Source organism: Rugamonas rubra (assembly GCF_900114705.1).
Lineage (GTDB): Bacteria > Pseudomonadota > Gammaproteobacteria > Burkholderiales > Burkholderiaceae_D > Rugamonas > Rugamonas rubra.
On sequence record NZ_FOTW01000010.1, the window covers coordinates 271,256 to 294,520 of the forward strand.

Consider the following 23,265-nt stretch of genomic DNA (forward strand, 5'->3'; position numbering starts at 1 on the left):
CAAGCTTCCCGGCGATCGCGGAACGTCGGCAAAAAACCGCAGCACAAACTAGGGTCAGACTCCCCGCCTTGGCGCTAGGGTCTGACCCTGGCTTGCTGCCGTTGGGCGGTCTTGTCGCCGCCGGCGCCTAGACGAAAAGCGCGCAGGACGCCGCGAAAATCAAGCGCCGAGGAAGTCCAGCAGCGTCATCGCCACCACCTTGGTGGCCTTGCGCAGGTCCTCCAGCGCCAGCCGCTCGTCGCCCTTCTTGGCGTTCGACTCCGGCACCGTGCGCGGGCCGGCGCCGTACAGCACGGCCGGAATGCCGTGCTCGCCGTACAGGCGCGCGTCGGCGTACAGCGGCGTGCCCTGCGCCGGAATCAGCTCGCCGAGCACCGTCTGCGCGTTCTGCTGCAGGTGCGCCACCAGCTGCTCGCTGCCCGGCTGCGGCCGCAGCGCGTGCGACAGCAACAGGCGCTTGATCTCGACGCGGATGCCGGGCTGGCCGCGCACCGCCTCCTCGATCAGCGCGCGCACCTGCGCCTCGACCGCCGCCGGGTCCTCCTCCGGAATCATGCGGCGGTCCATCTTCAGCACCACCTGGCCCGGCACCACGTTGGTGTTGGTGCCGCCGTCGATGCGGCCGACCAGCATGGTCGGCGAATCGATGCCCGGCACCTTGGACTTGATCTTCTTCAGCTCCGGCAGCTGGCCGTAGATCGCGTTGAGGATGCGCGTGGCCGCCTGCAGCGCGTCGTGTCCGGTCTCCGGCATGGCGCCGTGGCCGGACTTGCCCAGCACGGTGATCTCGAACTGCAAACAGGCGTTGTGCGCGGTGACGATGTTGTAGCTGAAGCCGGCGGCGATGACGAAGTCCGGCTTGGTCAGCTTCTGCTCCAGCAGCCAGCCCGGGCCGAGCAGGCCGCCGAACTCCTCGTCGTAGGTGAAGTGCAGCTCCAGCGCGCCCTTCAGCGGCGCGCCCAGCGCCTCCAGCGCGCGCGTGGCGAAGATGTAGGTGGCGAAGTCGCACTTGGAGACGGCGGCGGCGCGGCCGTAGATAAAGCCGTCCTGCACCACGCCGCCGTAGGGCGGGAAGCTCCAACCCTCGCCCGGCGGCACCACGTCGCCGTGGGCGTTCAGCGCCACCGTCGGGCCGCCGGCCTGGTAGGGGCGGCGCACGATCAGGTTGGTGATGCTCTCCATGCCGTAGTCGCGCACCGTCTGCTGCGGCACGGCGTGCTTCTCGGCGCTCCAGCCGTAGGCCTTGACCAGCTCGGCGACGGTGTCGGCGTGCGGCGCGTTGTTGCCCGGCGGGGTGTCGGTCGGCACGCGCAACACCTGCTGCAGAAAGCCGACCTCCTCGTCGAAGTGGGCGTCGATCCAGCTGGCCAGTTGTTCTTTTTTCGAGCTCATGGTGGTGTCCTTTGTGCGGTGTTCTTTGTGCGGTGTTACTTGTGCGGTGTTACTTGTGCGGTGTTACTTGGCGCCGGCTTCGAACCAAGCGCCGATGGCGGCCCGTTCGGCATCCGTCATGTTGGTCAGGTTGCCGATCGGCATAGCCTTCAGCTGCACCGCCTGCTTGTAGATCTTCTCCGACTGCTGGCGGATCTGCTCGGCGCCGTCGAACATCACGCCGGCCGGCGCGGTGGCGAAGCCGGGCTGGCTGGGATGGGCCGAGTGGCAGCTGACGCAGCGCTGCGCGACGATGACCTGCACCTTGGTGAAGGCGGCGGCCGGATCGGCCACGGCCACGGCGGCGGCGGGGCGCGGCGGCGCGATCGCCACCGCCACGGCCAGCAGCAGCGCCACGCCAAACATTGGATAGCGCCACTCGGTGCGGCCCTTGTGGCGCAGGTTGAAGAAGTGGCGGATCGACACGCCGGCCGCCATGATGAAGGCCAGCACCAGCCAGGCGCGGTCGTTGCGGTAGGTCATCGCGTAGTGGTTGCTGATCATGATGAACAGCACCGGCAGCGTGAAGTAGTTGTTGTGCACGCTACGCTGCTTGGCGCGCTGGCCGTGCACCGGATCGGGCAGGCCGCCGGCCGCCATCGCCTCGACCATTTTGCGCTGGCCGGGAATGATCAGCATCAGCACGTTGGCCACCATGATGGTGCCGATCATCGCGCCGACGTGGATGTAGGCGGCGCGGCCGCTGAGCCAGTGCGTCAGGCCGAAGCCGGCGGCGACGATCAGCGCGAACACCACCACGCCGAACCAAAAGTCGTGCTTGCCCAGCGGCGAGCGGCACAGCAGGTCGTACACGGTCCAGCCGACCAGCAGGCTGCCGAGGCCGAGGCCGACCGCCTGCCAGCTGCCGATATCGGCCACATCCTTGTCGATCATCATCGCCTGGGCGTTGAAGTAGTAGGCGATGGTCAGCAGCGCGAAGCCGGACAGCCAGGTGGTGTAGGCCTCCCATTTGAACCAGTGCAGGTCCTTCGGCAGTTCGGCCGGCGCCACCAGGTATTTTTGCGGGTTGTAGAAGCCGCCGCCGTGCACCGCCCACAGCTCGCCCGAGACGCCCTTCTTGGCCAGGTCGGAACCGGGCGCCGGCGGGCGGATCGAATTGTCCAGCCAGACGAAATAGAACGAGGCGCCGATCCAGGCGATGCCGGTGATCACGTGCAGCCAGCGGACGATCAGGTTGAGCCATTCCAGGCCGTACGGGATCAAATAGGCGAACAAGTCCATGGCTTCCTTCTGCGGGTTGGCTTTTAAGGCGATAGATGCGGCGAATTTACAGAAGATAGCCGGTATTGGTTCCGACCAGATGAAATATATCGTATATTCAACATATCCGATTCAATATAAGCGACAGCATGGCCTCCCTGCCACTACACCTCGACCTGCACCTGATCCGCATCCTCTACCTGCTGCTGGTTGAAAAGAACGTTTCGCGCGTGGCGCTCAAGCTGAACCAGCCGCAGCCGTCGATTTCGGCCTCGCTGCGCAAGCTGCGCGAGCTGACCGGCGACCCGCTGCTGGTGCGCGGCGCGCGCGGCATGGTGCCGACCCAGCACGGCGAAAGCCTGCTCAAGCCGGCCAAGCGCATCCTCGACGAGACCGAGAACCTGTTCGTCAAGAAGACGCCCTTCGTGCCGCAGGAGGAGTCGCGCACCTTCCACATCGCCGCGCCGGACTACCTCGACAGCCAGTTCCTGCCCAACATCGTGGCGGCGCTGCGGCGCGGCTCGCCGCTGTCGAAGGTGGTGATCCACAGCCTGGGACCGGGCATCGACTACATCCGCCTGCTATCCGACGGCGACATGGACCTGGTCATCGCCAACTGGGAGGAGCCGCCGCAGCACCTGCACATCGCCAAGCTGTTCGAGGACCCGATCATCTGCACCATGCGCGCCGACAGCCCCTACGCCATGCGCACCGACTGCGACGCCATGACCCTGGCCGACTATTTGAGTTTGCCGCACGTGGCGCCGGCGCAGATCCTGCCCGGCTACCACGGCGTGATCGACACCTTCCTGGCCAGCCAGAACCTACAGCGCAACGTGATGGTGGAGTCGGCCTACTTCGGCCTGATCCCCTACATGCTGACGCAGACCGACCTGGTGCTGACCACCGGCCGCCAGTTCGTCCGCTACTACGAGAGGACGCTGCCGCTGAAGACCTTCAGCGTGCCGGTCAAGTTCCCGCCGATGCGCTTCTACCAGCTGTGGCACGAGCGGGTGCACCAGGCGCCCGAGCACAAGTGGCTGCGCGACCAGGTCAGCGCGGCGGCCAAGGCGCTGCTGCCGCAGTAGGGGGAGTGTTGGCGCTGGTGGCAGATAACGCCGAGCTGGTGGCGCGGGTACTGCTCGATCTCCCGCGCAGCTTCCGATCCAAGCCCAAGAAATAGTCGCACGCGTTCGCCTTGGCGACCGCTACCTCAAACGAGTTAAGGCACCTTGGGTTGCGGTGAAGACTCTGATTTCTGCTGGGTGCGGTCCGTTCCAAGATCGAGCCGCGTTTCGGTTGCGGAGTTAAAACTGGCCAAGGATTTATAGCCAATTACTGCGGTACCAATAACGATAATGGTGACAATATTTATCAGCAAATTCGCGCTCACTTCGGCGCACCAGCCCCAGAAGCTCCGCTTGCCATCTAGCTTGCCTTCGATCCTGTCTAGCCGCCGATTGAAATCCGATTCTTGCAACTCCAGGCCTATGCGCACAATATGCTCAGCCAATCCATCTTCGAGAAAATTCGCCGCTAAAACCTGCGCTCTCTGCCTATAGCCGTCCAGTTGACTCTGCAAAGAGATTTGCTGATAGAAAATCTCCATTTCCTCGTCAGTGGGGTCCCTTCCACGCGCGTCAAAAACGTTTTTCACGAATGCGACTTTATGCTGTTTGTACAGCACGTAGGCAAAGGCCCCGACAGCATCGTCGGGGCCGGCAACAAGGCGCTCGTAAACGTGATTGTGCGGCATAGCAAACCTATGCTTCACCCAGACGCCGCCGAGCGGCGGCAAAGGCGCTGTTGATCTGCTCACGGGAAAAACGAACGTCGCGCAAGAACCTGTCGCGAATATCTGGGGCTAGTGGCGCGGGCTCTCGATTAATCATGCGCTGATTAATCTTCACCACATCGGCCGTGGTAAACAATCTGGCTGACTTCATATCATCCCCCCCTGTTTGGAAACATTGCGCCCTGCAATGTCGTCCATTTGAAGCACCATCGTAAAAAACAGTATAGGACATCGTCAAAAATCCGTTTTTGATCCCGCGCGCATGCCAGTCGACTTGGAAAACCAAGTCCAGCCGCTACCGGCCGTCGATGAAGCGGCCCAGCTCGGGCGTAGTTTCGATGCGGTGGCGCTCGAGCAGCTTGCGGTAGGCGCCGCCGGCCAGGTAGGCCTTGAACTCAAGGTCGAACTGGTCGCGCAGCGCCGTCAGCCGCAGCGACTTGGCGAAGGCGATGTGGCTGGCCACGTTCTCCAGCGCCAGCGGCAGCTGGACGATGTCGTCCGCGCCGGCGCCCATGCGGCGCAGCGTGACGCCGGCGGTGTACAGGTTGCTCGGCACCAGGTCGAGCCGGCCCAGCGCCAGCTTGCGGAAGTTCTGCTCCAGCGTGGCCACCTCGCGCACCGCCAGCGTGGCGCGCGCCGCCTCGAAGCGGGCGCCGTAGTTGACGTTCAGGACGGTGCCGACGCGGCTGCCGGCCAGCGCGGCCAGGTCGCCGTTGAAGGCGGTGGCGCCGTCGCGCTGGCCGTAGAAGTAGATGATCTGCGGCAGGATGGACTCGCGGCTGAAGTCGAGGAAGCCTTCGCGCTCGGCCGTGCGGAAGATGGTGAACACGCAGTCGCGCTGGCCCTGGCGCACCAGCGCCAAGGCGCGGCCCCAGGGATAGATTTCGACGCTGACGGTGTGGCCCATGCGGGCGAACACGGCGCCGACCAGCTCGACCGCCAGGCCGTGCACCGGCCCGCCGGCCTCCTGCTGGATCAGCGGAGGATAGTCGAGCGAGACGCAGCGGTAGTGGTCGGCCCAGGCGTGCGACGGCAGCGCCGCCGCGAGCAGCAGGCAGGCAAGGCGGGCAATGACACTGCAGCGTCGCATAGTCGCTCCTTGGCCGGCGCGGCCGGCGCCGCAATCGCTCCAGTATAGCGCGATGGCGCTGGCGAGCGGACGGGCGACACCGCGCCACCGCCACGCCGTGCCCGCTGGCGCCGGCGGCGGCGCCCCCCTCAGCCGCCGGCGCGGGCGGCGATGAACTCGGCCAGCCGCTCTGCCGGCAACGGCCGGCTGTACAGATAGCCCTGGTAGGCCTGGCAGCCCTCGGCGACGATGAAGTCAAACTGCGCCGCCGTCTCGACGCCCTCGGCCAGCACCGTCATGTCGAGCGCCTGGCCGAGGGCGACGATGATGCGCACGATGGCCGCGCCGTGGCCCTCGCCGCTGATCTCTTGGATGAAGGAGCGGTCGATCTTCAACTGGTCGAGCGGCAGCCGGTGCAGGTAGGACAGCGAGGAGTAGCCGGTGCCGAAATCGTCCAGCGCGAAGCCGACGCCGACCTCGCGCAGCAGGAACATCTTCTCGACGGTGCCGGCGACGTCCTTCAGCAGCAGGCTCTCGGTCAGCTCCAGCTTCAGGCGGCCGGCCGGCGCGCCCGTCTCGGCCAGCACCGCAAGCACCTGCCCGACGAAGTCGGGCCGGTGGAACTGGTGGGCGCTGACGTTGACCGCCATCTCCAGCGCGGCCGTGGCGGCGCCGCCGGCCCACTGCGCCAGCTGCCGGCAGGCGCTGCGCAGCACCCACTGGCCGAGCGGCACGATCAGGCCGGTGTCCTCGGCCACCGGGATGAACTCGGCCGGCGACACCAGGCCGCGCTGCGGGTGGTTCCAGCGCAGCAGCGCCTCGGCGCCGGCCAGGCGGCCGTCGACGCCGACCTGCGGCTGGTAGTGCAGCACGAACTCCTCCTGCGCCAGGGCGCGCCGCAGGTCGGCCTCCAGCGCCACGCTGGCGGCCACGCGCAGCTGCATCTCCGGGTCGAAGCAGGCGATGGTGTTGCGGCCGGCCGCCTTGGCCTGGTACATGGCCAGGTCGGCGCGCTGCAGCACGTCGTCGACGCTGCCTGCGTCGCGGTCGAAGATGGTGATGCCGATGCTCGGCGTGCTGTACTGCTGCACGCCGGCGATCTCGAACGGCTGGCAGAAGGCGTGCTGCACCTTGCGCGCGCTCTCCTGCGCGCCGGCGGTGGCGCTGGCGGCGTCGGCGTCCAGGTCCTCCAGCAGCACGACGAACTCGTCGCCGCCGAAGCGCGCCACCGTGTCGCTGGCGCGCACCGCCGACTGCAGGCGTTGCGCCACCAGTTGCAACAGGATGTCGCCCTTGTCGTGGCCGCGCGTGTCGTTGATGGCCTTGAAGTTGTCCAGGTCGATGAACAGCACGGCGCCGCTGTGGCCGATGCGCCCGCACAGCGTCAGCGCGTGCTCGATGCGGTTGAGCAGCAGCTGGCGGTTGGGCAGGCCGGTCAGCCGGTCGTAGAAGGCCAACTGGTGGATCTCGGCCTCGCTGGCCTTGCGCGCGCTGATGTCGAGGAAGTAGATGGCCAGGCCCTCTTCCGACGGGTAGGCGCGGATCTCGGTCCACAGGTTCAGCGGCGCGTAGTACTCCTCGAAGGAGACCGAGCTGTTGCTCTCGACCGCCTTGTGGTAGGCGCGGTAGTAGGGCCCGCCCACGGCCTCGGGGAACACCTGCCAGACGTTGCGGCCGATGACCTGCTCGCGCCGGCACTGCAGCAGGCGCTCGGCCTCGCCGTTCATGTAGCTGAGGTTCCAGTCGCGGTCGAGCATCAGGAAGGCGTCGGTGATGCTCTCCAGGGTGGCGGTGAGGCGCGCCGCCAGCCGCGCCGCGCTGTGCTCCGGCGTGTTGCCGCCCGCGCCATCCTGGGCGGATGGGGAGTGCGTGGAATCTTGCATCGTGCGATCTGCCCCGCCGGATCGGTCGAAACGGCGCGCCGGCCCCGGCAAAGCCGGCGCGCCACAGGACGATCATAAGCAATTCCGCGCGGCCGGGCGACTACTAACTTAATTGCGAACGGGAAAACAACAAGGCCGCCATTGTTGCCGATTGGTCTAGCAGTCTGTCGGACTTGAAGTCAGGTCTACCCCTGACCCCATTGTTGCGTTCGGGGCCGGGCTAGAAGAGGTGGTCGATGCCCATGGAGACGCCGGTCTGGCTGGTCTGGCTGCCGATGCGCGAGCTCCCGCTCAGTTTGGCATAGTCGATGTCGGCGTACAGATTGGTCCGCTTGGACAGGTAGTGGACGGCGCCAACCATGAAGAGTTTGCGCGCGCCGGCAATGCGCGCCACCGAGGTTTTGGTCTGGTAGTAGGCGGCGCTGATGACGGTTTGCGGCGCCACGTCGAAGCTGACGCCGCCCCAGGCGTTTTTGGTGGTGTTGTCGGCGCCGGAGGCGGTCGCCAGTTTGTCGGCCATGTAGCCGGCCGCGACGCGCGCCGCGCCGAATTTGTAGGCGGCGCCGACGGTGTAGTGGCGGTCGGCGAAGCCTTCCACGTCGCGGCTGCTGTAGGCGCCGCCCCAGTTCAGCGGCCCTTGCGCATAGGCCAGGCCGACCGCCTTGGCGGTGTTGGTGCCGGCGTTGCCGGCCTTTTCGCCGGGCGCGTACTCGGCCCGCACCTTGTAGGCGCCGAAGCTGCCGGTGTATTGGATGTTGTTGTCGTAGCGCCCGCCCGCGGTCGCCGCCGACACCGGGATGATGTAGGCGTATTTGTAGTTGAAGGGGTCGTAGTCGTTGGCGGTGAAGAAGGCGATGGTGTATTGGTGGCCGAAGTTGATCTGTCCCCACTTGCCCGACACGCCCACCCACGAGCTGCGGTTGAACAGGCGTCCGCCGGCGTTGTCGAGCGCGCCGGTGCCGGTGTTGAAGCCGCTTTCGAGTTTGAAGTGCACCTTCATGCCGTCGCCCAGGTCCTCGCTGCCGATGAAGCCGAGCCGGTTCGGGTAGTACTGGCCGTTCGAGCCGACCGACAGTTTGCTGTCGCCGGCGGCGTTGACGTTGGTCTGGTGGCGCAGGCCGCCGTCGATGGAGCCGTAGATGGTGACGCCGCTTTGCGCCTGCGCCGCGCCGGCCAGCGCCGCCATGATGGTCGTTGCCGCCAGTGCCAGGATGTGTTTTTTCATTCTTGTCTCCGTTGTGGTGTTGATGTGCTGCGGGTCCGGGCGGTCAGCTTCGTTTGTCTGTTCCGCCCGGCTTGGGTGGGACCGGCGCCGCTGGTGGGCGCCGCCGGCCGGTGCTGGCTGCCCGCCGCGGCGGGCAGTTCTGAAAATCTCTAGATCGACGGGCGCAGCTCTCCCGCGCCGCTCGCCGGCGGCATCTGCAACAGCGCTGTGGGGAACGGGGGCCGGCCCGCGCGGGGTCAGCCGGCCGGCGCTTCCAGGTTGCGCACCAGGACCAGCGATTCGCCGCGGCAGATGGCGCGCCCGTCCGCGCCGGTGAGCACGCTGGACAGGTTGACCAGGTCCTTGTCGGCGCGCAGGCGGACGATTTCGACTTCGGCGGCGATGCGTTCGCCGACGTAGGCCGGCGCAACGAAGCGCAGCGTCTGCTTCATCCAGCCGGTGCCGCGCCCGGGCAGGCGGGTGCCGAGCAGGTCGGAGAACAGGCTCGCCAGCAGCGGCGGCGGCACCAGGCGGCCGGCGAAGCCGTGGGCGACGGCCCAGTCGTCGCTGTGGTGCAGCGGGTTGCGATCGCCGGTCAGCGCCGCGTAGTCGGCCAGGTCGGCCTCGCTCAGGGTGCGCTCGGCGCGCGCGCGCATGCCGAGGCGCAGTCCGCGCAGTTCCTCGTCGCTGGCGCCGGGCGCGCCGGGCGCGCCGGCCGGCGCCATGGCGGCGGCGGCGCCGGCCGCCAGCGCGGCGGCGCCGCCGGCGCCGCTCACCCGCGCGCTGCCCAGCGCCGTGACGACGGCCGCGCCGCCGGCCTGCTTGCGCACCACGGTGCTGAAGCAGCGGCTGCCGTCGCCGCGCCCCGGCAGCGGCGTGACCAGCACCTCGACCTCGTCCTGCGCGTAGCTGGGATTGGGGAACATCAGTTCCTGCTCGAGCTGCAGCATGCCTGCGCCGGGCACCGCCTCTTCCAGGGCGCGGTAGATCAGGCCGTAGAGGAACATGCCGTGCGCGACGGTGGCGCCGAAGTGGCTGCGGCCGGCGAACTCGGGGTCGCAGTGGATCGGGTTGTTGTCGCCGCTGAGCACGGCGAAGCGGTCGAAGTCGCTCTGTTGCAGCGTGCGGCGAAAGCCGGATTGGACTGAGCTCATGGCGCGGTTCCTTCTTGAGTGCCGAGATCGGCGAATTGGCTGCGGAGTTTGTGTTTTTCGAGTTTGCCCGACGGCGTGCGCGGCAGCGCGTCGAGGACCACCACGTGCTTGGGCACCTTGTAGCCGGACAGACGGGCGCGGCAGAAGGCTTGCAGCTCGGCCGGCGCCAGCGGCTGGCCGGCCTTGAGCACGACGATGGCGGCGCCGACGTCGCCCCATTTGGCGTCGGCCACGCCGATGACGGCGGCGTCGGCGATCTGCGGCATCTGGAACAGCACGTTTTCGACTTCGGCCGGATAGACGTTTTCCGCGCCGGAGATGTACATGTCCTTGGCACGGTCGACGATGTAGTGGTCGCCCTCGTCGTCGAAGTAGGCGATGTCGCCGGAGCGCAGCCAGCCGTCGACGAAGGCCTCGGCGCTGGCTTGCGGCAGCTTCCAGTAGCCGGGCGTGACGCCGGGCCCCTGGATGTAGAGTTCGCCGCGCTGTCCCGGGCCGGCGTCGCTGCCGTCGGCCAGCACCACGCGCGTGCGCATCGAGCCGACCGGCCGGCCGATGGTGCCGGTCTTGCGCCGGGCGGTCGCCTCGTCGCAGATGAACACGGTCGGCCCGGTTTCGGTCATGCCAAAGCCGAAGCAAATGGTCACGCCCTTGGCCTGGTACAGCTCGAGCAGGCTGTGCGCCATCGGCGAGCCGCCGGCCGACCAGTGGCGCATGGCGCGGAAACGCGCGGCGCCGAAGGCGGGGTGCTGGCTCAGCATCAGGTAGACCGCCGGCACGCCGAGGAACAGCGTCACCGTGCTGTCGAGCAGTTCGAGCGCGGCGCCGGCGTCGAACTGCTGCATGATGTGGACCGTGCCGCCGGCGTGCAGCACCGGATTGGTGTACAGGTTCAAGCCGCCCGTGTGGAAGAACGGCAGCACGTTGAGCAGCACGTCGTGCCGCGACAGGCCGGTCGCCAGCATGCAGTTGACAGCGTTGAAGTAGACCATGCCGTAGGTCTGCATCACGCCCTTCGGCGTGCCGGTGGTGCCCGAGGTGTAGAGCAGGTGCCAGACCTCGTCCATGCCGCGCGGCTGCATTTCGATGGCGTCGCCGCAGGCGCCGGCCAGGCAGTCTTCGTAACCGCGCGCACCGGCCTGCTCGGCCCCGCCCGTGGCACCGATCACCACCGCCTGCCGCGCCCGCAGGCCCGGCAGCTGCGCCCGCAGCGCCTCGGCGGTGGCGCCGAAGGGCTGGCCGTAGACCAGCAGGGCCGGCTCGGCGTCCTGCAGAATCGGCAGCAGCTCGGCCGGCGCCAGGCGCCAGTTCAGGCAGACCATGACCATGCCGGCCTTGGCGCAACCGTACAGCAGCTCCAGATAGTCCGAGGAATTCTGCGCCAGCACCGCCACGCGCGCGCCCGGCTGCAGGCCGGCCCGCGTCAGCAGGTAGTCGGCGACGCGGCTGGCGCGCTCGTTGAACTGCCGGTAGGTCCATTCGCGCCCGCTGGCCAGGTCCACCAGCGCGGTCTGGTCCGGCCGGTGCAGCGCCTGCTTGTGCAACCAATCCACTACATACATATGCCGCTCCTTCATCAAATGGGGTGTCCCCGGTCAAGGCTTGCCGCGCAGGCGCCCGACGATGCCGCTGGGGAAGAAGTAGACGCTCAAAATGAACAGCACGCCCAGCCACAACAGCCAGCGGTCCGGATGGAACAGGGCCGCCAGCAGGGGCGCGGACTCGAGCGCGCCGCTGAGCAGCTTCATGCCGTCCTGTAGATAGTTTTGCGCGACGACGAAAATGGCCGCGCCCAGCGCCGCGCCGTACATCGAGCCCATGCCGCCGATGACCACCATCAGCAGGATGTCGATCATGATGGCGAAGCTGAGCGTGGTGTCGGGGCCGACGTAGCGCAGCCACAGCGCGTACAGGATGCCGGCGGCGCAGGCCAGCAGCGCCGCCAGGCAATTGGCCACGGTGCGGTACAGCACCGGGTTGTAGCCGATGGCGGCGGCGCGGAAGTCGTTTTCGCGGATCGCCTGCAGCACCTTGCCGAACGGCGAATTGACCACCCGCAGCGCCAGCAGGAACAGCGCCAGGCTGCAGCAGAACACCAGGTAGTAGCACAGCAGCTTGCCGCCCCAGTCGACGCCGAGGAAGGGCTGGTCGAGGAAGCGGGTGGCCGGCGAGAGCAGCGCCGGCAACTTGAAGCTGAGACCGTCCTCGCCGCCGGTGAAGGCGGAGAACTGCGACGCCAGCGTGGCGAAGAAGGAGGCCAGCGCCAGCGACATCATGGCGAAGAAGATGGTGCGCACGCGCAGCGAGAGCACGCCCAGCAGCAAGGCCAGCAGCAGCGCCAGCAACAAGGCCGCGCCGGCGCCGGCGGCCAGCGCCAGCCAGTCGCCCTCGCGGTGCGCCATGGCGATGCCGACGCCGTAGGCGCCGATGCCGAAGAACATGGTGTGGGCGAAGGAGACCACGCCGGTGTAGCCCAGCAGCAGGTCGTAGCTGGCGGCCAGCACGATGAAGACGCAGATCTTGGCGGCGACGTTGAGCGCGCGCGTGCCGGGGAACAGGAAGGGCGCCAGCAGCAGGCCGGCGCACAGCAGCAGCAGCAGGACGGCCAGCACGCGGCTGCGCGGCGCGTCGCCCGACAGCGCGCTGGGGAGCAGGCGGGCGATCATCGCGACGCCACCGGAAACAGGCCCTGCGGGCGCCACAGCAGGATCAGCACCATCAGCAGGATGTTGGCGCCCAGCGCCACCTTGGGCGCCAGGAAGCCGGCGTAGTTGGCGGTGAGCCCGACCAGCAACGCGCCGGCGAAGCAGCCGCCGACCGAGCCGAGGCCGCCGATGATGATGACGATGAAGATCAGCACCATCAGCTGCGCGCCCAGCGCGGCGCTGACGCTTTCCTGGTACAAGCCCCACAGCACCCCGCCCAGCCCGGCCAGCGCCGAACCGGCGACGAACACGCCGACGAACAGCACGCCGACGCGGTAGCCCAGGGTTTCGACCATCTCGCGGTCCTGCACGCCGGCGCGCACCAGCAGGCCGATCTTGGTGCGGTTCAGCACCAGCCACATCGCCGCGAAGACCAGCAGGCCCAGCGCCACCGCCAGCAGGCGGAACTTCTCGACCGCGACGTCGCCGACGATCCAGGCGCCGCGCAGGCTGGGCGGGCGCGGCAGCGGAATCTGCTCCGGCCCCCAGAGCACGTGGATCAACTGCTCGGCGACGATCAGGCCGCCGGTGGTGACCAGGATCTGCGTCAGGTGGCTGCCGTAGACCGGGCGTATCATCAGGCGCTCGAATCCCCAGCCCAGCAGGCCGGTGGCCAGCGCCGCCGCCAGCAGCGCGACGCCGACCGCGCCGGCGTTGAGCAGCAGGCTGTCGGCGCCCATCCAGCCCGGCATCCAGCGCAGCACGCTGGTGGCGACGAAGGCGCCGACGGCGATGAAGGCGCCGTGGCCGAAGTTCATCACGTCCATCAGGCCGAACACCAGGGTCAGGCCGCTGGCCATGATGAAGATCATCATGCCCATCGCCAGGCCGGCGACGGTCAGCGTGATCCAGGTCGGCAGACCGGGCAGCAGGGGCAGGGCCAGCAGCATCAGCGCCGGCAGCACCAGGCTGGGCAGGTTCTTGTCGAAGGCCCGCAGGCCGTTGGAGGCCATCATGCGCCCTCCCCCGCCGGCGCCGGCGCCGGTGCGGCGGCCAGGTGCAGCCCGAGCAGGCGCTGCTGCAGGTCGGCGTCGGCCGCCAGTTGCGCCATGGCGCCGTGGTGGATCACCCGGCCGGCGTCCATCACCGCCACCGAGTCGCCCAGCGCCTGCGCCACCGCCAGGTTCTGCTCGACCAGCAGCACCGTCGCGCCCTGCTCCTTGAGCGCGCGCAGCGCCGCCACCATGCTGTTGACCATCACCGGCGCCAGGCCCTTGGAGGGCTCGTCGAACATGTACAACTGGCGCGGCTCGACCAGCGCGCGGCCGATCGCCACCATCTGCTTCTGGCCGCCCGAGAGCTTGCCGGCCGGCTTGTCCCAGAACTGCTTGAGGGACGGGAACAGCGTGAAGATCCACTCCAGGCGGGCGCCGTCCATCGGCCCGCTGCGCGCCGCCAGCAGCATGTTCTCGCGCACCGTCAGGTCGCTGAAGATGCCCATGTTTTCCGGCACATAGGCGATGCCGCGGGCGGCGATGTCGGCCGTGCCGACGCCGCGCAGCGAGGCGCCGGCAAAGCCGATGGCCCCGGCGCTGGCGCGCCACAGGCCCATGATGGTGCGCAGCGTCGTGCTCTTGCCGGCGCCGTTGCGGCCCAGCAGCATGGTCAGCTGGCCGCGCGGCACCTGCAGGTCGACGCCCTGCAAGATGTGGTAGGGGCCGATGTGGGTGTGCACCCCGGCCAGGGTCAGCAAGGGCGCGCTCATGCCGCCTCCTCCGCCGCCACCTCGGCGCCCAGATAGGCCTCCTGCACCACGCGCAGACGCATCACCGCGGCCGGCGCGCCGTCGGCCACCAGCTGGCCGTGGTTGAGCACGATGACGCGGTCGGCCAGGCGCTCGACCACGTCCATCTTGTGCTCGACCAGCAAAATGGTCTTGTCGCGCCGCGCCTGGATCCGCGCGATCAGCTCGAGGATCACCGGCGCCTCGTCGTGGCTCATGCCGGCGGTCGGCTCGTCGAACATGAACACCTGCGGCTGCATCGCCAGCAGCAGGCCGACCTCGAGCTTGCGCTGGTCGCCGTGCGACAGCGCGCTGGCCGGCGTGTCGCGCCGCGCCGCCAGGGAGATCTGTTCGAGGATGTCGCCGGCCTCCTCGACCAGGTGGCGCTGGCTGAACCAGGTCGTCAGCAGGCGCAGGCCGGTGCGGTGGCGCGCCTGCAGCACCAGGCGCACGTTTTCCAGCACCGACAGGCGCGGGAACAGATTGGTCAGCTGGAAGGCCCGGCCCAGGCCGCCACGGGCGCGCGCGGCGGCGCCGTGGCGCGTCAGGCTCTCGCCGTTCAGCAGCACCTCGCCGCCGCTGGCCGGCAACTGGCCGGAGATCAGGTTGAAATAGGTGGTCTTGCCGGCGCCGTTCGGGCCGACGATGGCGGTCAGGGTGCCGGGCCGGAAGGCGCACGACACCTGGTTGACCGCCACGTGGCCGCCGAAATTGACGGTCAGCGCGCGCGTTTCGAGAGAAATGGACATGGCTACCCCTGCCGCGCTTCAAGGCGGCGAAAATGTGGACAAAAAAGGCTGTGCTGACGCCAGGGTGGCGCGGGCCGGCCATCAACCCAGGGGCGCGGAGCCGGTGCACCTCCCTGGTTTTGCTATGGCCGCCCCGGCGCTCACAGCTTGTTGCGCAGCGGCAGCTTGATCTCGTCGATCGTCAGCTCGCGCACCAGCTCCGGCACGCCCCAGGCAAAGGCCGGGTCGGCCTTGATCTGGAAGTGGTACATCGACTGCAGCGCCTGGTGGTCTTCCTTGCGGAACACCATCTTGCCTTTCGGGCTCTGGAACGCCATGCCCTCCATGGCCTTGATCAGCTGTTCCGAGCCGGCGTCGTCGGCCTTTTTCAGCGCCTCCACCAGCGCGATGCCGGCCGTCATGCCGCCGGCCGTGAAGAAGTCGGGCGGCGTCTTGAACTTCTTGTAGTGCTCGGCGACCAGCCAGATGTTGGCGGGATTCTTCGGGATGCCGAAGTAATAGTAGGTGGCGCCCTGCATGCCGGGGAACTGCTTGTAGGCGACCATCGCCGGCAGGATGTTGCCGCCGCTGGCGATCTCGATGCCGTAGCGCTTCAGGTCCAGGTCGGCGATCTTGAAGGGATTGCCGGCGCCGGCCCAGATCACGAAGATCACCTTGCGGCCGGGCTGGTTCTTCAGCGCGTCGATCAGGCGCTGGGCGCCGGCGGTGAAGTCGGTGGTCGAGGTGGGCAGATACTCCTCGTGCACCAGCTTGGCGCCCTTGCCCGACAGCGCCTGGGAGAAGGCCTTCACGCCGTCGCGCCCGAAGGCGTAGTCCTGCGCCAGCGTGGCGATGGTCACGCCCGGCTTGTCGAGCGCGACGGCGTTGGCGATGGCGTCCTGGGAAGAATTGCGGCCGCTGCGGAAGACGTAGCGGTTCCACTTGCTGCCGGTGATCGAATCGGCCACCGCCGGCTCCACCAGCAGCACCTTCTTGTACTCCTCGGCCACCGGCAGCATGGCGATGGCCACGCCCGACGAGGTCGGGCCGACGGCCAGGTCGACCTTGTCGTCGCCGTAGGCCTGGGCCAGCAGCGACTTGCCGACGTCCGGCTTGCCCTGGTCGTCCTTCTCGATGACGACGATCTTGCGGCCCTTGACGGTCATGCTGCCGCCGGTGGCGTACTCCAGCCCCATCATCAAGCCGGTCTGGGTCTGTTTGCCGTAGGCCTCCAGCGCGCCGGTCTTGCTGTAGATGTGGGCGATCTTGATGTCGGCGGCGTGCGCCGGCGAACTGGCGCAGGCCAGCGCCAGCAGCGCGCCGGCGGCCAGGCTATGCAACGGTGTGTGGTTCATGTCTCTTCCATCCTTATTGTTATATGAAAACGGGGAAGGCGGGCGCCCTCCCCGGCGACGTCAACTCAAGGCGGCGTCAGTTCGCTCCAGTCGAAAATGGTCACACGGCAGCTGATCAGCGAGCTGACGTAGACCTGCCAGGGCGATCGCGCCGCTGGCCGGATAAACCTCGAAAATCTTGATGCGCTTGTCGCCGTTGTCGCACAGGTACAGATAACTGTGGGTGCCGGCCGGCGGTCGCCAGTAGCTCATGCCCTGGGGGAGCAGCGCCGCCCGTGCCTTGCCCTTGAAGCTCGATTGCAAATTCATGAAACTGTTCATTGTCACTCCTTCAATAGGGTTAACGCTGTACAGCCTGACTCCCCTGAGACAAGAATCGCTGCATACCTTGTTGTGCTTCCATACTCACCACCTGCTGCAAAAATTCGCTGCGCTCCCGCTCCAGCGCCTCGGCCAGACGCAGCGGGTCCGGGCCCAGCAGGGCGCGCGTGCGGCGCACGCTGCCGGGCACCTTGGCGGCGACGGCGCGGGCCGTCGCGGCGGCCTGGTCGGCCATGTCGATCGAGGCCACCAGCCTGGCAGCCATGCCCCAGGCCAGCGCCTGCTCGGCGCTGATGCGCTGGTTCAGCAACTGCACCGCGCGCGCGCGCGCCGGGCCGATGAAGGCCGGCAGCAGCGCGGTCCAGCCGCCGTCCGGGCTGAAGCCGACGTCGACGTAATACGGGGTGAAGCTGGCGCGCGCCGACACCAGCACGATGTCGCAGGCCAGCACCAGGCCGAGCGCGCCGCCGGTGACGGTGCCGTCGACCGCCGCCACCACCGGCTTGGGGTAGCCGGCCAGACGCAGGATCGCCTCGTTGAGCAGGCCGACCAGCTCGGCGCCGTAGGCGGCCAGGCCCTGGCCCTGCTCGTGGAAGGCGCGCACGTCGCCGCCGGTGGAGAACGACGGCCCGGCGTGCGCCAGCACCAGCGCGGCCACCGTCGGATCGGCGGCGCAGGTGTCGAGCGCGCCCAGCAGCGCGCGCAGCAACTCCGGCACCAGGCTGTTGTGGCGCGCCGGCCGGTTCAGCACCAGCCGCGCCAGCGCGCCGTCGCGCTCGACCAGCACCAGCGCGCTCATGGCGCATCCTTGGCGCGCAAGCCGTTGCTGATGAAATCGGCGGCGGCGTCGACCACGCGGGCGTGCGCCTCCGGGCTGTCCCACAGGCCGTAGCGCATGCCGAGGAAATGGCTGATGCCCATCAGGCACCAGGCCCGCACCTCGGTGTCGCCGGCGGTGATCTCGCCGTTGCCCGCGGCCGCGTCCAGACGCGACTGGTACAGCGCGCCGAACTTGCTGAAGTAACTGCGGTAAATCGCCTCGTCGACGAACAGCGACTCGAGCACGATGCGGTACAGGTTCTTGTGCTCGGCGACGAAGGAAAGGAAAGCCTGCAGGCCGAGGCGCTCGGCCTCCAGGCGGCTCTGGGCGGCGCCGGTGCGCTGGCGGATGAAGGCCTGGGTCTCCTGGCCCATGAACTCGACCAACGCGCGGAAGGCCTCCTCCTTGTCCGGGAAATAGATATAGAAGGTGCCCTGCGACACCTCGGCGACCTGGGTGATTTCCGAGATCGAGGCGGCATGGAAGCCCTTGTTGCCGAACACCTGCTCGGCCGCCTTGAGGATCTTGGCCCGCGTCTTGATGCCGCGGGCGGTCTTCGGTGCTTCGATTTTCTTGACTGGGGTCGGTTGCATGGCTACTCAATATACAATATGATTCATGTGTCATATTGTATACGGGTCAACTCCAATGTCAACGACAGCCGACACAAAATTTTTCCTGCCGCTGCGCGACGGTGCGCGGCTGCACTACCGCGACAGCGGCGCGGGCGCGGGCGCGGGCGCGGGCCCGACCATCATCCTTCTGCACGGGTGGGGCGCCTCGGGCGACTTCTTCGAGCGCCAAGCGGCGCTGGCGCAACAAGGCCTGCGGCTGATCGTGCCCGACCTGCGCGGCCACGGCCTATCGCAGGGCGGGCCGCAAGGGCCGCAGCGGGGGCCGCTGACGCTCGCCGTGCTGGCGGCCGACGTGGGCGAACTCATCGCACAGCTCGCACTGGAGCGCTACTCCCTGGTCGGCTGGTCGATGGGCGCGATGGTCGCGTGGGAACACCTGCGCGGCGCCGGCCTGGAGCGGCTGGACAAACTGAGCGTCGTCGACATGACGGCGAAAATCGTCACCGACGAGGGCTGGCCCCACGGCCTGACGGGCGGCTATCCCGAAGCGATGGTGGCGCCGACGGTGGCGGCGGTGCGCGCCGACTGGGCGCGCATGGCCCAGACAAGCGCGGCCAAACTATTCGCCCGCGGCACCCGCGCCGAGCCGGCGCTGCTGGCGCGCCTCACCGCCTTGATGCGCGCCAACGCGGCGGAGGGGCTGGCGCAACTGTGGAGCGACATGGCGCGGCAAGACTACCGCGCGCTGCTGCCGCGCCTGGGCGAGCGCTGCCAATACATCTACGGCAAAGAAAGCCGGCTCTACAACGAAGCGACCTTCCTCCACCTGGCGCGCCTGACAGGAACGACCCGACTGGTGGGTCTGGCGGGCGCCGGCCACGCGCCGCAATGGGAACAGCCCGAAGCGTTCGCCGCCGCCCTGACCCGCCACCTCGCGCCACACCCACGGGCTCAGGTCTAGACATGGCGGTTTCCCCCTTGTTGCTCGCGGGGCTTCAGGCGCTGCCGGCGCGCTCCAGCATGGCGTGCAGCAGCACGTTGCAGCCGGCCTCCAGGTGCTCGGACTTGGCGTCCTCGATCTCGTTGTGGCTGATGCCGTCCTTGCAGGGCACGAAGATCATGCCGGCCGGCGCCAGGCGGGCGGCGTAGATGGCGTCGTGGCCGGCGCCGGATACCACGTCCATCGTCGAGTAGCCCAACGCGGCGGTGGCGCGGCGCACCGCGCCGACGCAGTCCGGGTGGAAGGGACAAGGCGGATAGTAGGAGACGCGCTCGACGCTGATGGCCAGGCCGCTGTCGCGCCGGGTTTGCTCGACGAAGGCCAGCATCTCCTCGTGCATGGTGTTGAGCAGCGCGTCGTTGACGTTGCGCAGGTCGATGCTGAACTTGACCTCGCCGGGGATCACGTTGCGGCTGTTGGGGAACACCTGCACCATGCCCACCGTGCCGCGGCCATACGGCGGGTAGCGGTTGGCGATCGCCACCACCTCTTGCATGATGCGGGTGGCCACTTGCAGCGCGTCCTTGCGCAGGCCCATCGGGGTCGGTCCGGCGTGCGCCTCCATGCCGCTGACCACGCAGTCGTACCAGGACAGGCCCATCACCGCCGGCACCACGCCGATCACCTTGTCGGCATCCTCCAGCACCGGGCCTTGTTCGATGTGGGTCTCGAAGTAGGCGCCGATCGGATGCTGGCCGGGCACCTGCTCGCCCTGGTAGCCGATGCGCGCCAGCTCCTCGCCGACGCTCTTGCCCTCGGTGTCGCGCGCGGCGTAGGCCGTCTCCAGGCTGAAGGCGCCGCAGAACACGCCCGAGCCCATCATCACCGGCACGAAGCGCGAGCCCTCCTCGTTGGTCCAGAAGGCCACCTCGATCGGCGCCTCGGTTTGGATGTTCGCATCGTTCAGGGTGCGCACCACCTCCAGGCCGGCCAGCACGCCGTAGTTGCCGTCGAACTTGCCACCGGTCGGCTGGGTGTCGATGTGGCTGCCCGTCATGATGGGCGGCAGCGCGTTGTTGCGGCCGTCGCGGCGCATGAAGACGTTGCCGATCTGGTCGATGGTGACGCTCATGCCGGCGGCGCGGCCCCAGCCCACCACCAGGTCGCGGCCCTGCTTGTCCAGGTCGGTCAGTGCCAGGCGTTTGACGCCGCCCTTGGCGGTGGCGCCGATCTGCGCCAGTTCCATCAGCGCCGCCCACAGGCGCGCGCCGTTGATGCGCAATTCACTCATGTCCCTGCTCCTCTGCCACGGTTGAAAATCGAATCGCGCTTGCCTGGTCGGCGCCGGCGGCGCCGCCGCTACTTGGCCGCTACCTGGCCGCTACTTGGCCGATACCGGCGCGAAGGCCGGCCGTTCGACGTAGCGGCCGGCGCCCTCCTCGGCCATCAGCTCGCCGCGCTGGAACACCACGTTGCCGGCGGCCAGCGTGGTGCTGGGGATGCCGCGCACGGTGCGGCCCTCGAAGACGTTGAAGCCGCCCTTGGCGAACTGGGTCTTGGCCGAGATGGTGCGCGTGCCCTCGGGGTCCCAGACGACGATGTCGGCGTCCGAGCCGACGGCGATCAAGCCCTTGCGCGGATACATGTTGAAGATCTGCGCGGCGTTGGCCGAGGTGACGCGGACGAACTCGGACGGCGTCAGCTTGCCGCTGTTGACGCCGGCGTCCCACACCACCGACATGCGGTCCTCGACGCCGCCGCAGCCGTTGGGGATCTTGGTGAAGTCGTCCTTGCCGGCCGCCTTTTGTGCGGCGCAGAAGGTGCAGTGGTCGGTGGCGGTGGTGTGCAGGTTGCCGCTTTGCAGACCGTGCCACAGCGCCGCCTGGTGGTGCTTGCCGCGGAACGGCGGGCTCATCACGTGGGCGGCGGCGTACTCCAGATCCTTGCTCTGGTAGACGCTGTCGTCGATCACCAGGTGGCCGGCCAGCGCCTCGCCGTAGACGCGCTGGCCATTGGCGCGGGCGCGGGCGATGGCGTCCAGCGATTCGGCGCAGGAGACGTGGACGATGTAGACCGGCGTGCCGAGCACGCCGGCGATGGCGATGGCGCGGTTGGCCGCCTCCGCCTCGACGGCGGGCGGGCGCGACAGCGGATGCGCGCTGGGGCCGGTCATGCCGCGCTTGAGCAGGTCCTGCTGCAGTTGGAAAACCAGCTCGCCGTTCTCGGCGTGCACGGTGGGAATCGCGCCCAGTTCGAGCGAGCGGCGGAAGCTCTTCACCAGCGTCTCGTCGTCGGCCATGATGGCGTTTTTATACGCCATGAAGTGCTTGAAGCTGTTCACGCCGTGCTGGCGCACCAGCGTGCCCATGTCGGCGTGCACGCTGTCGTCCCACCAGGTGATGGCGACGTGGAAGGTGTAGTCGCCGGCCGACTTCTGCGCCCAGCCGCGCCAGGTGTGGTAGGCCTCCATCAGCGACTGCTTGGGCGCCGGGATGACGAAGTCCATGATGGTGGTGGTGCCGCCGGCCAGGCCGGCGGCGGTGCCGCTGAAGAAGTCGTCCTGCGTCACCGTGCCCATGAAGGGCAGGTTCATGTGGGTGTGGGTGTCTATGCCGCCGGGGATGACGTACTGGCCGCCGGCGTCGACCACCGTGGCCGAATGCGGCGCCTCCAGGTTCTCGCCGACGGCGACGATCTTGTCGCCGTAGCACAGCACATCGGCACGAAACGCGCGGTCCGCGTTGACCACAGTACCACCGCGAATAATGGTTGTCATAGACATCTCCGTAAGACTCAGGTCGGGTTCAGGGCTGGGCCGCCGGCCGCATGGCCGGCAGTGCTTTGCCCTTCATCATAACCGCATACACCAGCGCGGAAATAGCGATTCCGACAAACCACGCATAGGTGTAAATCGTCTTGAAACCGTCGGCCACTTGCGGGAAGCTAGCCGGGAAGGCGGCGTTGAGGAAACCGGGGATGTTCGGCAGCACGCCGACCACAAAGGCCACCAGCGCCGCCATGTTCCAGCCGCCGCCGTAGGAGTAGACGCCGTCGTCCAGATACAGCTGGTCGACCGCCAGTTCGGTCTTGCGCACGAAGTAGTAGTCGACGATCAGGATGCCGGCGATGGGGCCGAGCAGCGCCGAGTAACCGATCAACCAGGTGAAGACGTAGCCCTGGGTCGACTCGAGTATCTTCCACGGCATCATGACGATGGCGATGCCGGCGGTGATGTAGCCGCCGGTCCTGTAGGAGATCAGCTTGGGCGCCAGCGAGGAGAAGTCGTAGGCCGGTCCAACCAGATTGGCCGCCAGGTTGACCGAGACGGTGTCGATCAGCAGCACCAGCAGGGCGATCAGCACGGCGATGCCGGTCATGCGGCTGGCCAGGTCGACCGGGTCCCAGATCGCCTTGCCGTACAAGACCACGGTGGCCGAGGTGACGATCACCGCCAGCATGGCCAGCAGCCCCATCGGCACCGGCAGGCCGACCGACTGGCCGACGATCTGGTCGCGCTGCGACTTGGCGAAGCGGGTGAAGTCGGGGATGTTCAGCGCCAGCGTGGCCCAAAAGCCGACCATCGCCGTCAGCGAGGGCCAGAAGGCGCTCCAGAACTGGCCGGCCTTCTTGCCTCCCTCGACGAACTGCGACGGCGCGCCGAGCAGGTCGCCGAAACCGCCGGCCTTGTTGTGGACCCAGCCGAGCAGCACGAAGCAGATCAAAATCTTCAGCGGCGCGGTGTAGGTCTCCAGCTTGCGGATGGCGTCCATGCCGTGCACGATGTACCAGAACTGGATGCCCCAGAAGGCCAGGAAGCACAGCAGCTGGACCGGATTGATGCCCAGGCCGGCCAACTTGGCGCCGCCGATCTCGCCGCCGTACATCACGCCGAGCAGGGTGTAGATCATCTGCCCGCCGAACCAGGTCTGGATGCCGTACCAGCCGCAGGCGACGATGGCGCGCATCAGCGCCGGCAGCCGCGCGCCGCGCGTGCCGAAGGAGGCGCGCGCCAGCACCGCGTAGGGAATGCCGTACTTGGTGCCGGCGTGGCCGATCAACAGCATCGGCAGCAGCACGATGGCGTTGGCGAGGAACACCGTCAGCACCGCCTGGTAGCCCGACATGCCGCCCTCGATCAGGCTGGCCGACAGGGTGTAGGCGGGTATGCACATCACCATGCCGACCCACAGCGCGGCGAAGTGATACCAGCGCCAAGTGCGTTGCGCGGCGCTGGTCGGCGCCAGGTCCTCGTTCCAAAGTTGCGCGCTGACGGACTGTTGTTTACTCACGTTGGTTCTCTCCCAGGGTTGAATATGCTTGTCGCACTACCGGTCTAGATGC

22 protein-coding genes are annotated in these 23,265 nt (G+C 68.0%); 2 read left to right on the top strand and 20 right to left on the bottom strand.

All coding sequences use genetic code 11. The features are described 5' to 3' along the window. Positions 1-159: 159 nt before the first annotated feature. Both BM252_RS11825 and BM252_RS11830 read right to left on the bottom strand, forming a co-directional pair. Complete coding sequence (locus tag BM252_RS11825; RefSeq protein WP_093387675.1) at positions 160-1,392, bottom strand: M20/M25/M40 family metallo-hydrolase; 1,233 nt, start codon at positions 1,390-1,392, stop codon at positions 160-162. Between the two features lie 63 nt (positions 1,393-1,455). After that, entirely contained in the window at positions 1,456-2,673 is a 1,218-nt protein-coding gene (locus tag BM252_RS11830; protein WP_093387677.1) for a urate hydroxylase PuuD, read from the bottom strand. Positions 2,674-2,801: 128 nt separating this feature from the next. Here BM252_RS11830 and BM252_RS11835 point away from each other — a divergent pair, with 128 nt between their 5' ends. Beyond that, on the top strand, positions 2,802-3,740 hold the full coding sequence (locus tag BM252_RS11835; RefSeq protein ID WP_093387678.1) for a LysR family transcriptional regulator: 939 nt from the start codon (positions 2,802-2,804) through the stop codon (positions 3,738-3,740). A gap of 134 nt (positions 3,741-3,874) precedes the next feature. Here the strand turns inward: BM252_RS11835 and BM252_RS11840 are convergent, their stop codons facing one another. The 15 genes from BM252_RS11840 to BM252_RS11905 form a co-directional block, all read right to left on the bottom strand. Further along, positions 3,875-4,408: a hypothetical protein gene (locus tag BM252_RS11840; RefSeq protein WP_139236430.1), complete on the bottom strand. Its 534-nt coding sequence runs from the start codon at positions 4,406-4,408 to the stop codon at positions 3,875-3,877. A gap of 7 nt (positions 4,409-4,415) precedes the next feature. Then, entirely contained in the window at positions 4,416-4,733 is a 318-nt protein-coding gene (locus BM252_RS30040; protein WP_139236432.1) for a hypothetical protein, read from the bottom strand. Between the two features lie 9 nt (positions 4,734-4,742). Then, positions 4,743-5,537, bottom strand: coding sequence for a substrate-binding periplasmic protein (locus BM252_RS11845; RefSeq protein ID WP_093387681.1), 795 nt, complete (start codon positions 5,535-5,537; stop codon positions 4,743-4,745). A gap of 128 nt (positions 5,538-5,665) precedes the next feature. Continuing rightward, complete coding sequence (locus BM252_RS11850; protein WP_093387683.1) at positions 5,666-7,399, bottom strand: putative bifunctional diguanylate cyclase/phosphodiesterase; 1,734 nt, start codon at positions 7,397-7,399, stop codon at positions 5,666-5,668. 220 nt (positions 7,400-7,619) lie between these two features. Continuing rightward, on the bottom strand, positions 7,620-8,624 hold the full coding sequence (locus BM252_RS11855; protein ID WP_093387684.1) for a porin: 1,005 nt from the start codon (positions 8,622-8,624) through the stop codon (positions 7,620-7,622). Between the two features lie 236 nt (positions 8,625-8,860). Then, positions 8,861-9,757 carry a MaoC/PaaZ C-terminal domain-containing protein gene (locus tag BM252_RS11860; protein ID WP_093387685.1) on the bottom strand — a complete coding sequence of 299 codons (897 nt, stop codon included), beginning with the start codon at positions 9,755-9,757 and terminating at the stop codon, positions 8,861-8,863. Then, a complete protein-coding gene (locus BM252_RS11865) occupies positions 9,754-11,319 on the bottom strand; it encodes an acyl-CoA synthetase (protein ID WP_093387687.1) in 1,566 nt (521 codons plus the stop codon). Before BM252_RS11865 ends, BM252_RS11860 begins: the two co-directional genes overlap by 4 nt. A 33-nt stretch (positions 11,320-11,352) precedes the next feature. Further along, complete coding sequence (locus tag BM252_RS11870; protein ID WP_093387688.1) at positions 11,353-12,423, bottom strand: branched-chain amino acid ABC transporter permease; 1,071 nt, start codon at positions 12,421-12,423, stop codon at positions 11,353-11,355. Further along, positions 12,420-13,415 (bottom strand): branched-chain amino acid ABC transporter permease, encoded by a 996-nt coding sequence (locus BM252_RS11875; protein ID WP_093387743.1) that lies wholly within the window; start codon positions 13,413-13,415, stop codon positions 12,420-12,422. The genes BM252_RS11870 and BM252_RS11875 overlap by 4 nt, the downstream gene beginning before the upstream one ends. Then, positions 13,415-14,167, bottom strand: a complete 753-nt coding sequence (locus tag BM252_RS11880) for an ABC transporter ATP-binding protein (protein WP_093387690.1) — start codon at positions 14,165-14,167, stop codon at positions 13,415-13,417. The genes BM252_RS11875 and BM252_RS11880 overlap by 1 nt, the downstream gene beginning before the upstream one ends. Next, a complete protein-coding gene (locus tag BM252_RS11885) occupies positions 14,164-14,934 on the bottom strand; it encodes an ABC transporter ATP-binding protein (protein ID WP_093387691.1) in 771 nt (256 codons plus the stop codon). Before BM252_RS11885 ends, BM252_RS11880 begins: the two co-directional genes overlap by 4 nt. Before the next feature lie 140 nt (positions 14,935-15,074). Continuing rightward, positions 15,075-16,268: a substrate-binding domain-containing protein gene (locus BM252_RS11890; RefSeq protein WP_093387693.1), complete on the bottom strand. Its 1,194-nt coding sequence runs from the start codon at positions 16,266-16,268 to the stop codon at positions 15,075-15,077. Positions 16,269-16,328: 60 nt separating this feature from the next. After that, positions 16,329-16,589, bottom strand: a complete 261-nt coding sequence (locus BM252_RS11895; RefSeq protein ID WP_093387694.1) for a hypothetical protein — start codon at positions 16,587-16,589, stop codon at positions 16,329-16,331. Positions 16,590-16,608: 19 nt separating this feature from the next. Beyond that, entirely contained in the window at positions 16,609-17,388 is a 780-nt protein-coding gene (locus BM252_RS11900; protein WP_093387696.1) for an enoyl-CoA hydratase/isomerase family protein, read from the bottom strand. Beyond that, positions 17,385-18,002 (bottom strand): TetR/AcrR family transcriptional regulator, encoded by a 618-nt coding sequence (locus tag BM252_RS11905; protein ID WP_093387697.1) that lies wholly within the window; start codon positions 18,000-18,002, stop codon positions 17,385-17,387. The genes BM252_RS11900 and BM252_RS11905 overlap by 4 nt, the downstream gene beginning before the upstream one ends. A 55-nt stretch (positions 18,003-18,057) precedes the next feature. Here BM252_RS11905 and BM252_RS11910 point away from each other — a divergent pair, with 55 nt between their 5' ends. Continuing rightward, positions 18,058-18,945: an alpha/beta fold hydrolase gene (locus BM252_RS11910; protein WP_174900505.1), complete on the top strand. Its 888-nt coding sequence runs from the start codon at positions 18,058-18,060 to the stop codon at positions 18,943-18,945. A 34-nt stretch (positions 18,946-18,979) separates the two neighbouring features. On the opposite strand, the gene BM252_RS11915 is transcribed toward BM252_RS11910, so the two are convergent. From BM252_RS11915 to BM252_RS11925, 3 genes are all read right to left on the bottom strand, one after another. Continuing rightward, positions 18,980-20,215, bottom strand: a complete 1,236-nt coding sequence (locus BM252_RS11915; RefSeq protein ID WP_093387700.1) for a Zn-dependent hydrolase — start codon at positions 20,213-20,215, stop codon at positions 18,980-18,982. Between the two features lie 90 nt (positions 20,216-20,305). After that, the gene (gene hydA, locus BM252_RS11920; protein WP_093387701.1) at positions 20,306-21,700 is read right to left on the bottom strand and encodes a dihydropyrimidinase; all 1,395 of its coding nucleotides are present in this window, start codon (positions 21,698-21,700) and stop codon (positions 20,306-20,308) included. A gap of 28 nt (positions 21,701-21,728) precedes the next feature. Continuing rightward, the gene (locus BM252_RS11925) at positions 21,729-23,213 is read right to left on the bottom strand and encodes an NCS1 family nucleobase:cation symporter-1 (protein ID WP_093387702.1); all 1,485 of its coding nucleotides are present in this window, start codon (positions 23,211-23,213) and stop codon (positions 21,729-21,731) included. Positions 23,214-23,265: the final 52 nt, after the last annotated feature.

What these genes read in the sequence shown, in the direction of transcription:
- BM252_RS11860 (WP_093387685.1), bottom strand. Translation starts at nt 9,757, where the DNA reads ATGAGCTCAGTCCAATCCGGCTTTCGCCGCACGCTGCAACAGAGCGAC.
- BM252_RS11890 (WP_093387693.1), bottom strand. Translation starts at nt 16,268, where the DNA reads ATGAACCACACACCGTTGCATAGCCTGGCCGCCGGCGCGCTGCTGGCG.
- BM252_RS11900 (WP_093387696.1), bottom strand. Translation starts at nt 17,388, where the DNA reads ATGAGCGCGCTGGTGCTGGTCGAGCGCGACGGCGCGCTGGCGCGGCTG.
- BM252_RS11880 (WP_093387690.1), bottom strand. Translation starts at nt 14,167, where the DNA reads ATGAGCGCGCCCTTGCTGACCCTGGCCGGGGTGCACACCCACATCGGC.
- BM252_RS11835 (WP_093387678.1), top strand. Translation starts at nt 2,802, where the DNA reads ATGGCCTCCCTGCCACTACACCTCGACCTGCACCTGATCCGCATCCTC.
- BM252_RS11845 (WP_093387681.1), bottom strand. Translation starts at nt 5,537, where the DNA reads ATGCGACGCTGCAGTGTCATTGCCCGCCTTGCCTGCCTGCTGCTCGCG.
- BM252_RS11830 (WP_093387677.1), bottom strand. Translation starts at nt 2,673, where the DNA reads ATGGACTTGTTCGCCTATTTGATCCCGTACGGCCTGGAATGGCTCAAC.
- BM252_RS11875 (WP_093387743.1), bottom strand. Translation starts at nt 13,415, where the DNA reads ATGGCCTCCAACGGCCTGCGGGCCTTCGACAAGAACCTGCCCAGCCTG.
- hydA (WP_093387701.1), bottom strand. Translation starts at nt 21,700, where the DNA reads ATGACAACCATTATTCGCGGTGGTACTGTGGTCAACGCGGACCGCGCG.
- BM252_RS11865 (WP_093387687.1), bottom strand. Translation starts at nt 11,319, where the DNA reads ATGTATGTAGTGGATTGGTTGCACAAGCAGGCGCTGCACCGGCCGGAC.
- BM252_RS11895 (WP_093387694.1), bottom strand. Translation starts at nt 16,589, where the DNA reads ATGAACAGTTTCATGAATTTGCAATCGAGCTTCAAGGGCAAGGCACGG.
- BM252_RS11885 (WP_093387691.1), bottom strand. Translation starts at nt 14,934, where the DNA reads ATGTCCATTTCTCTCGAAACGCGCGCGCTGACCGTCAATTTCGGCGGC.
- BM252_RS11915 (WP_093387700.1), bottom strand. Translation starts at nt 20,215, where the DNA reads ATGAGTGAATTGCGCATCAACGGCGCGCGCCTGTGGGCGGCGCTGATG.
- BM252_RS11870 (WP_093387688.1), bottom strand. Translation starts at nt 12,423, where the DNA reads ATGATCGCCCGCCTGCTCCCCAGCGCGCTGTCGGGCGACGCGCCGCGC.
- BM252_RS11840 (WP_139236430.1), bottom strand. Translation starts at nt 4,408, where the DNA reads ATGCCGCACAATCACGTTTACGAGCGCCTTGTTGCCGGCCCCGACGAT.
- BM252_RS11850 (WP_093387683.1), bottom strand. Translation starts at nt 7,399, where the DNA reads ATGCAAGATTCCACGCACTCCCCATCCGCCCAGGATGGCGCGGGCGGC.
- BM252_RS11855 (WP_093387684.1), bottom strand. Translation starts at nt 8,624, where the DNA reads ATGAAAAAACACATCCTGGCACTGGCGGCAACGACCATCATGGCGGCG.
- BM252_RS11825 (WP_093387675.1), bottom strand. Translation starts at nt 1,392, where the DNA reads ATGAGCTCGAAAAAAGAACAACTGGCCAGCTGGATCGACGCCCACTTC.
- BM252_RS11910 (WP_174900505.1), top strand. Translation starts at nt 18,058, where the DNA reads ATGTCAACGACAGCCGACACAAAATTTTTCCTGCCGCTGCGCGACGGT.
- BM252_RS11905 (WP_093387697.1), bottom strand. Translation starts at nt 18,002, where the DNA reads ATGCAACCGACCCCAGTCAAGAAAATCGAAGCACCGAAGACCGCCCGC.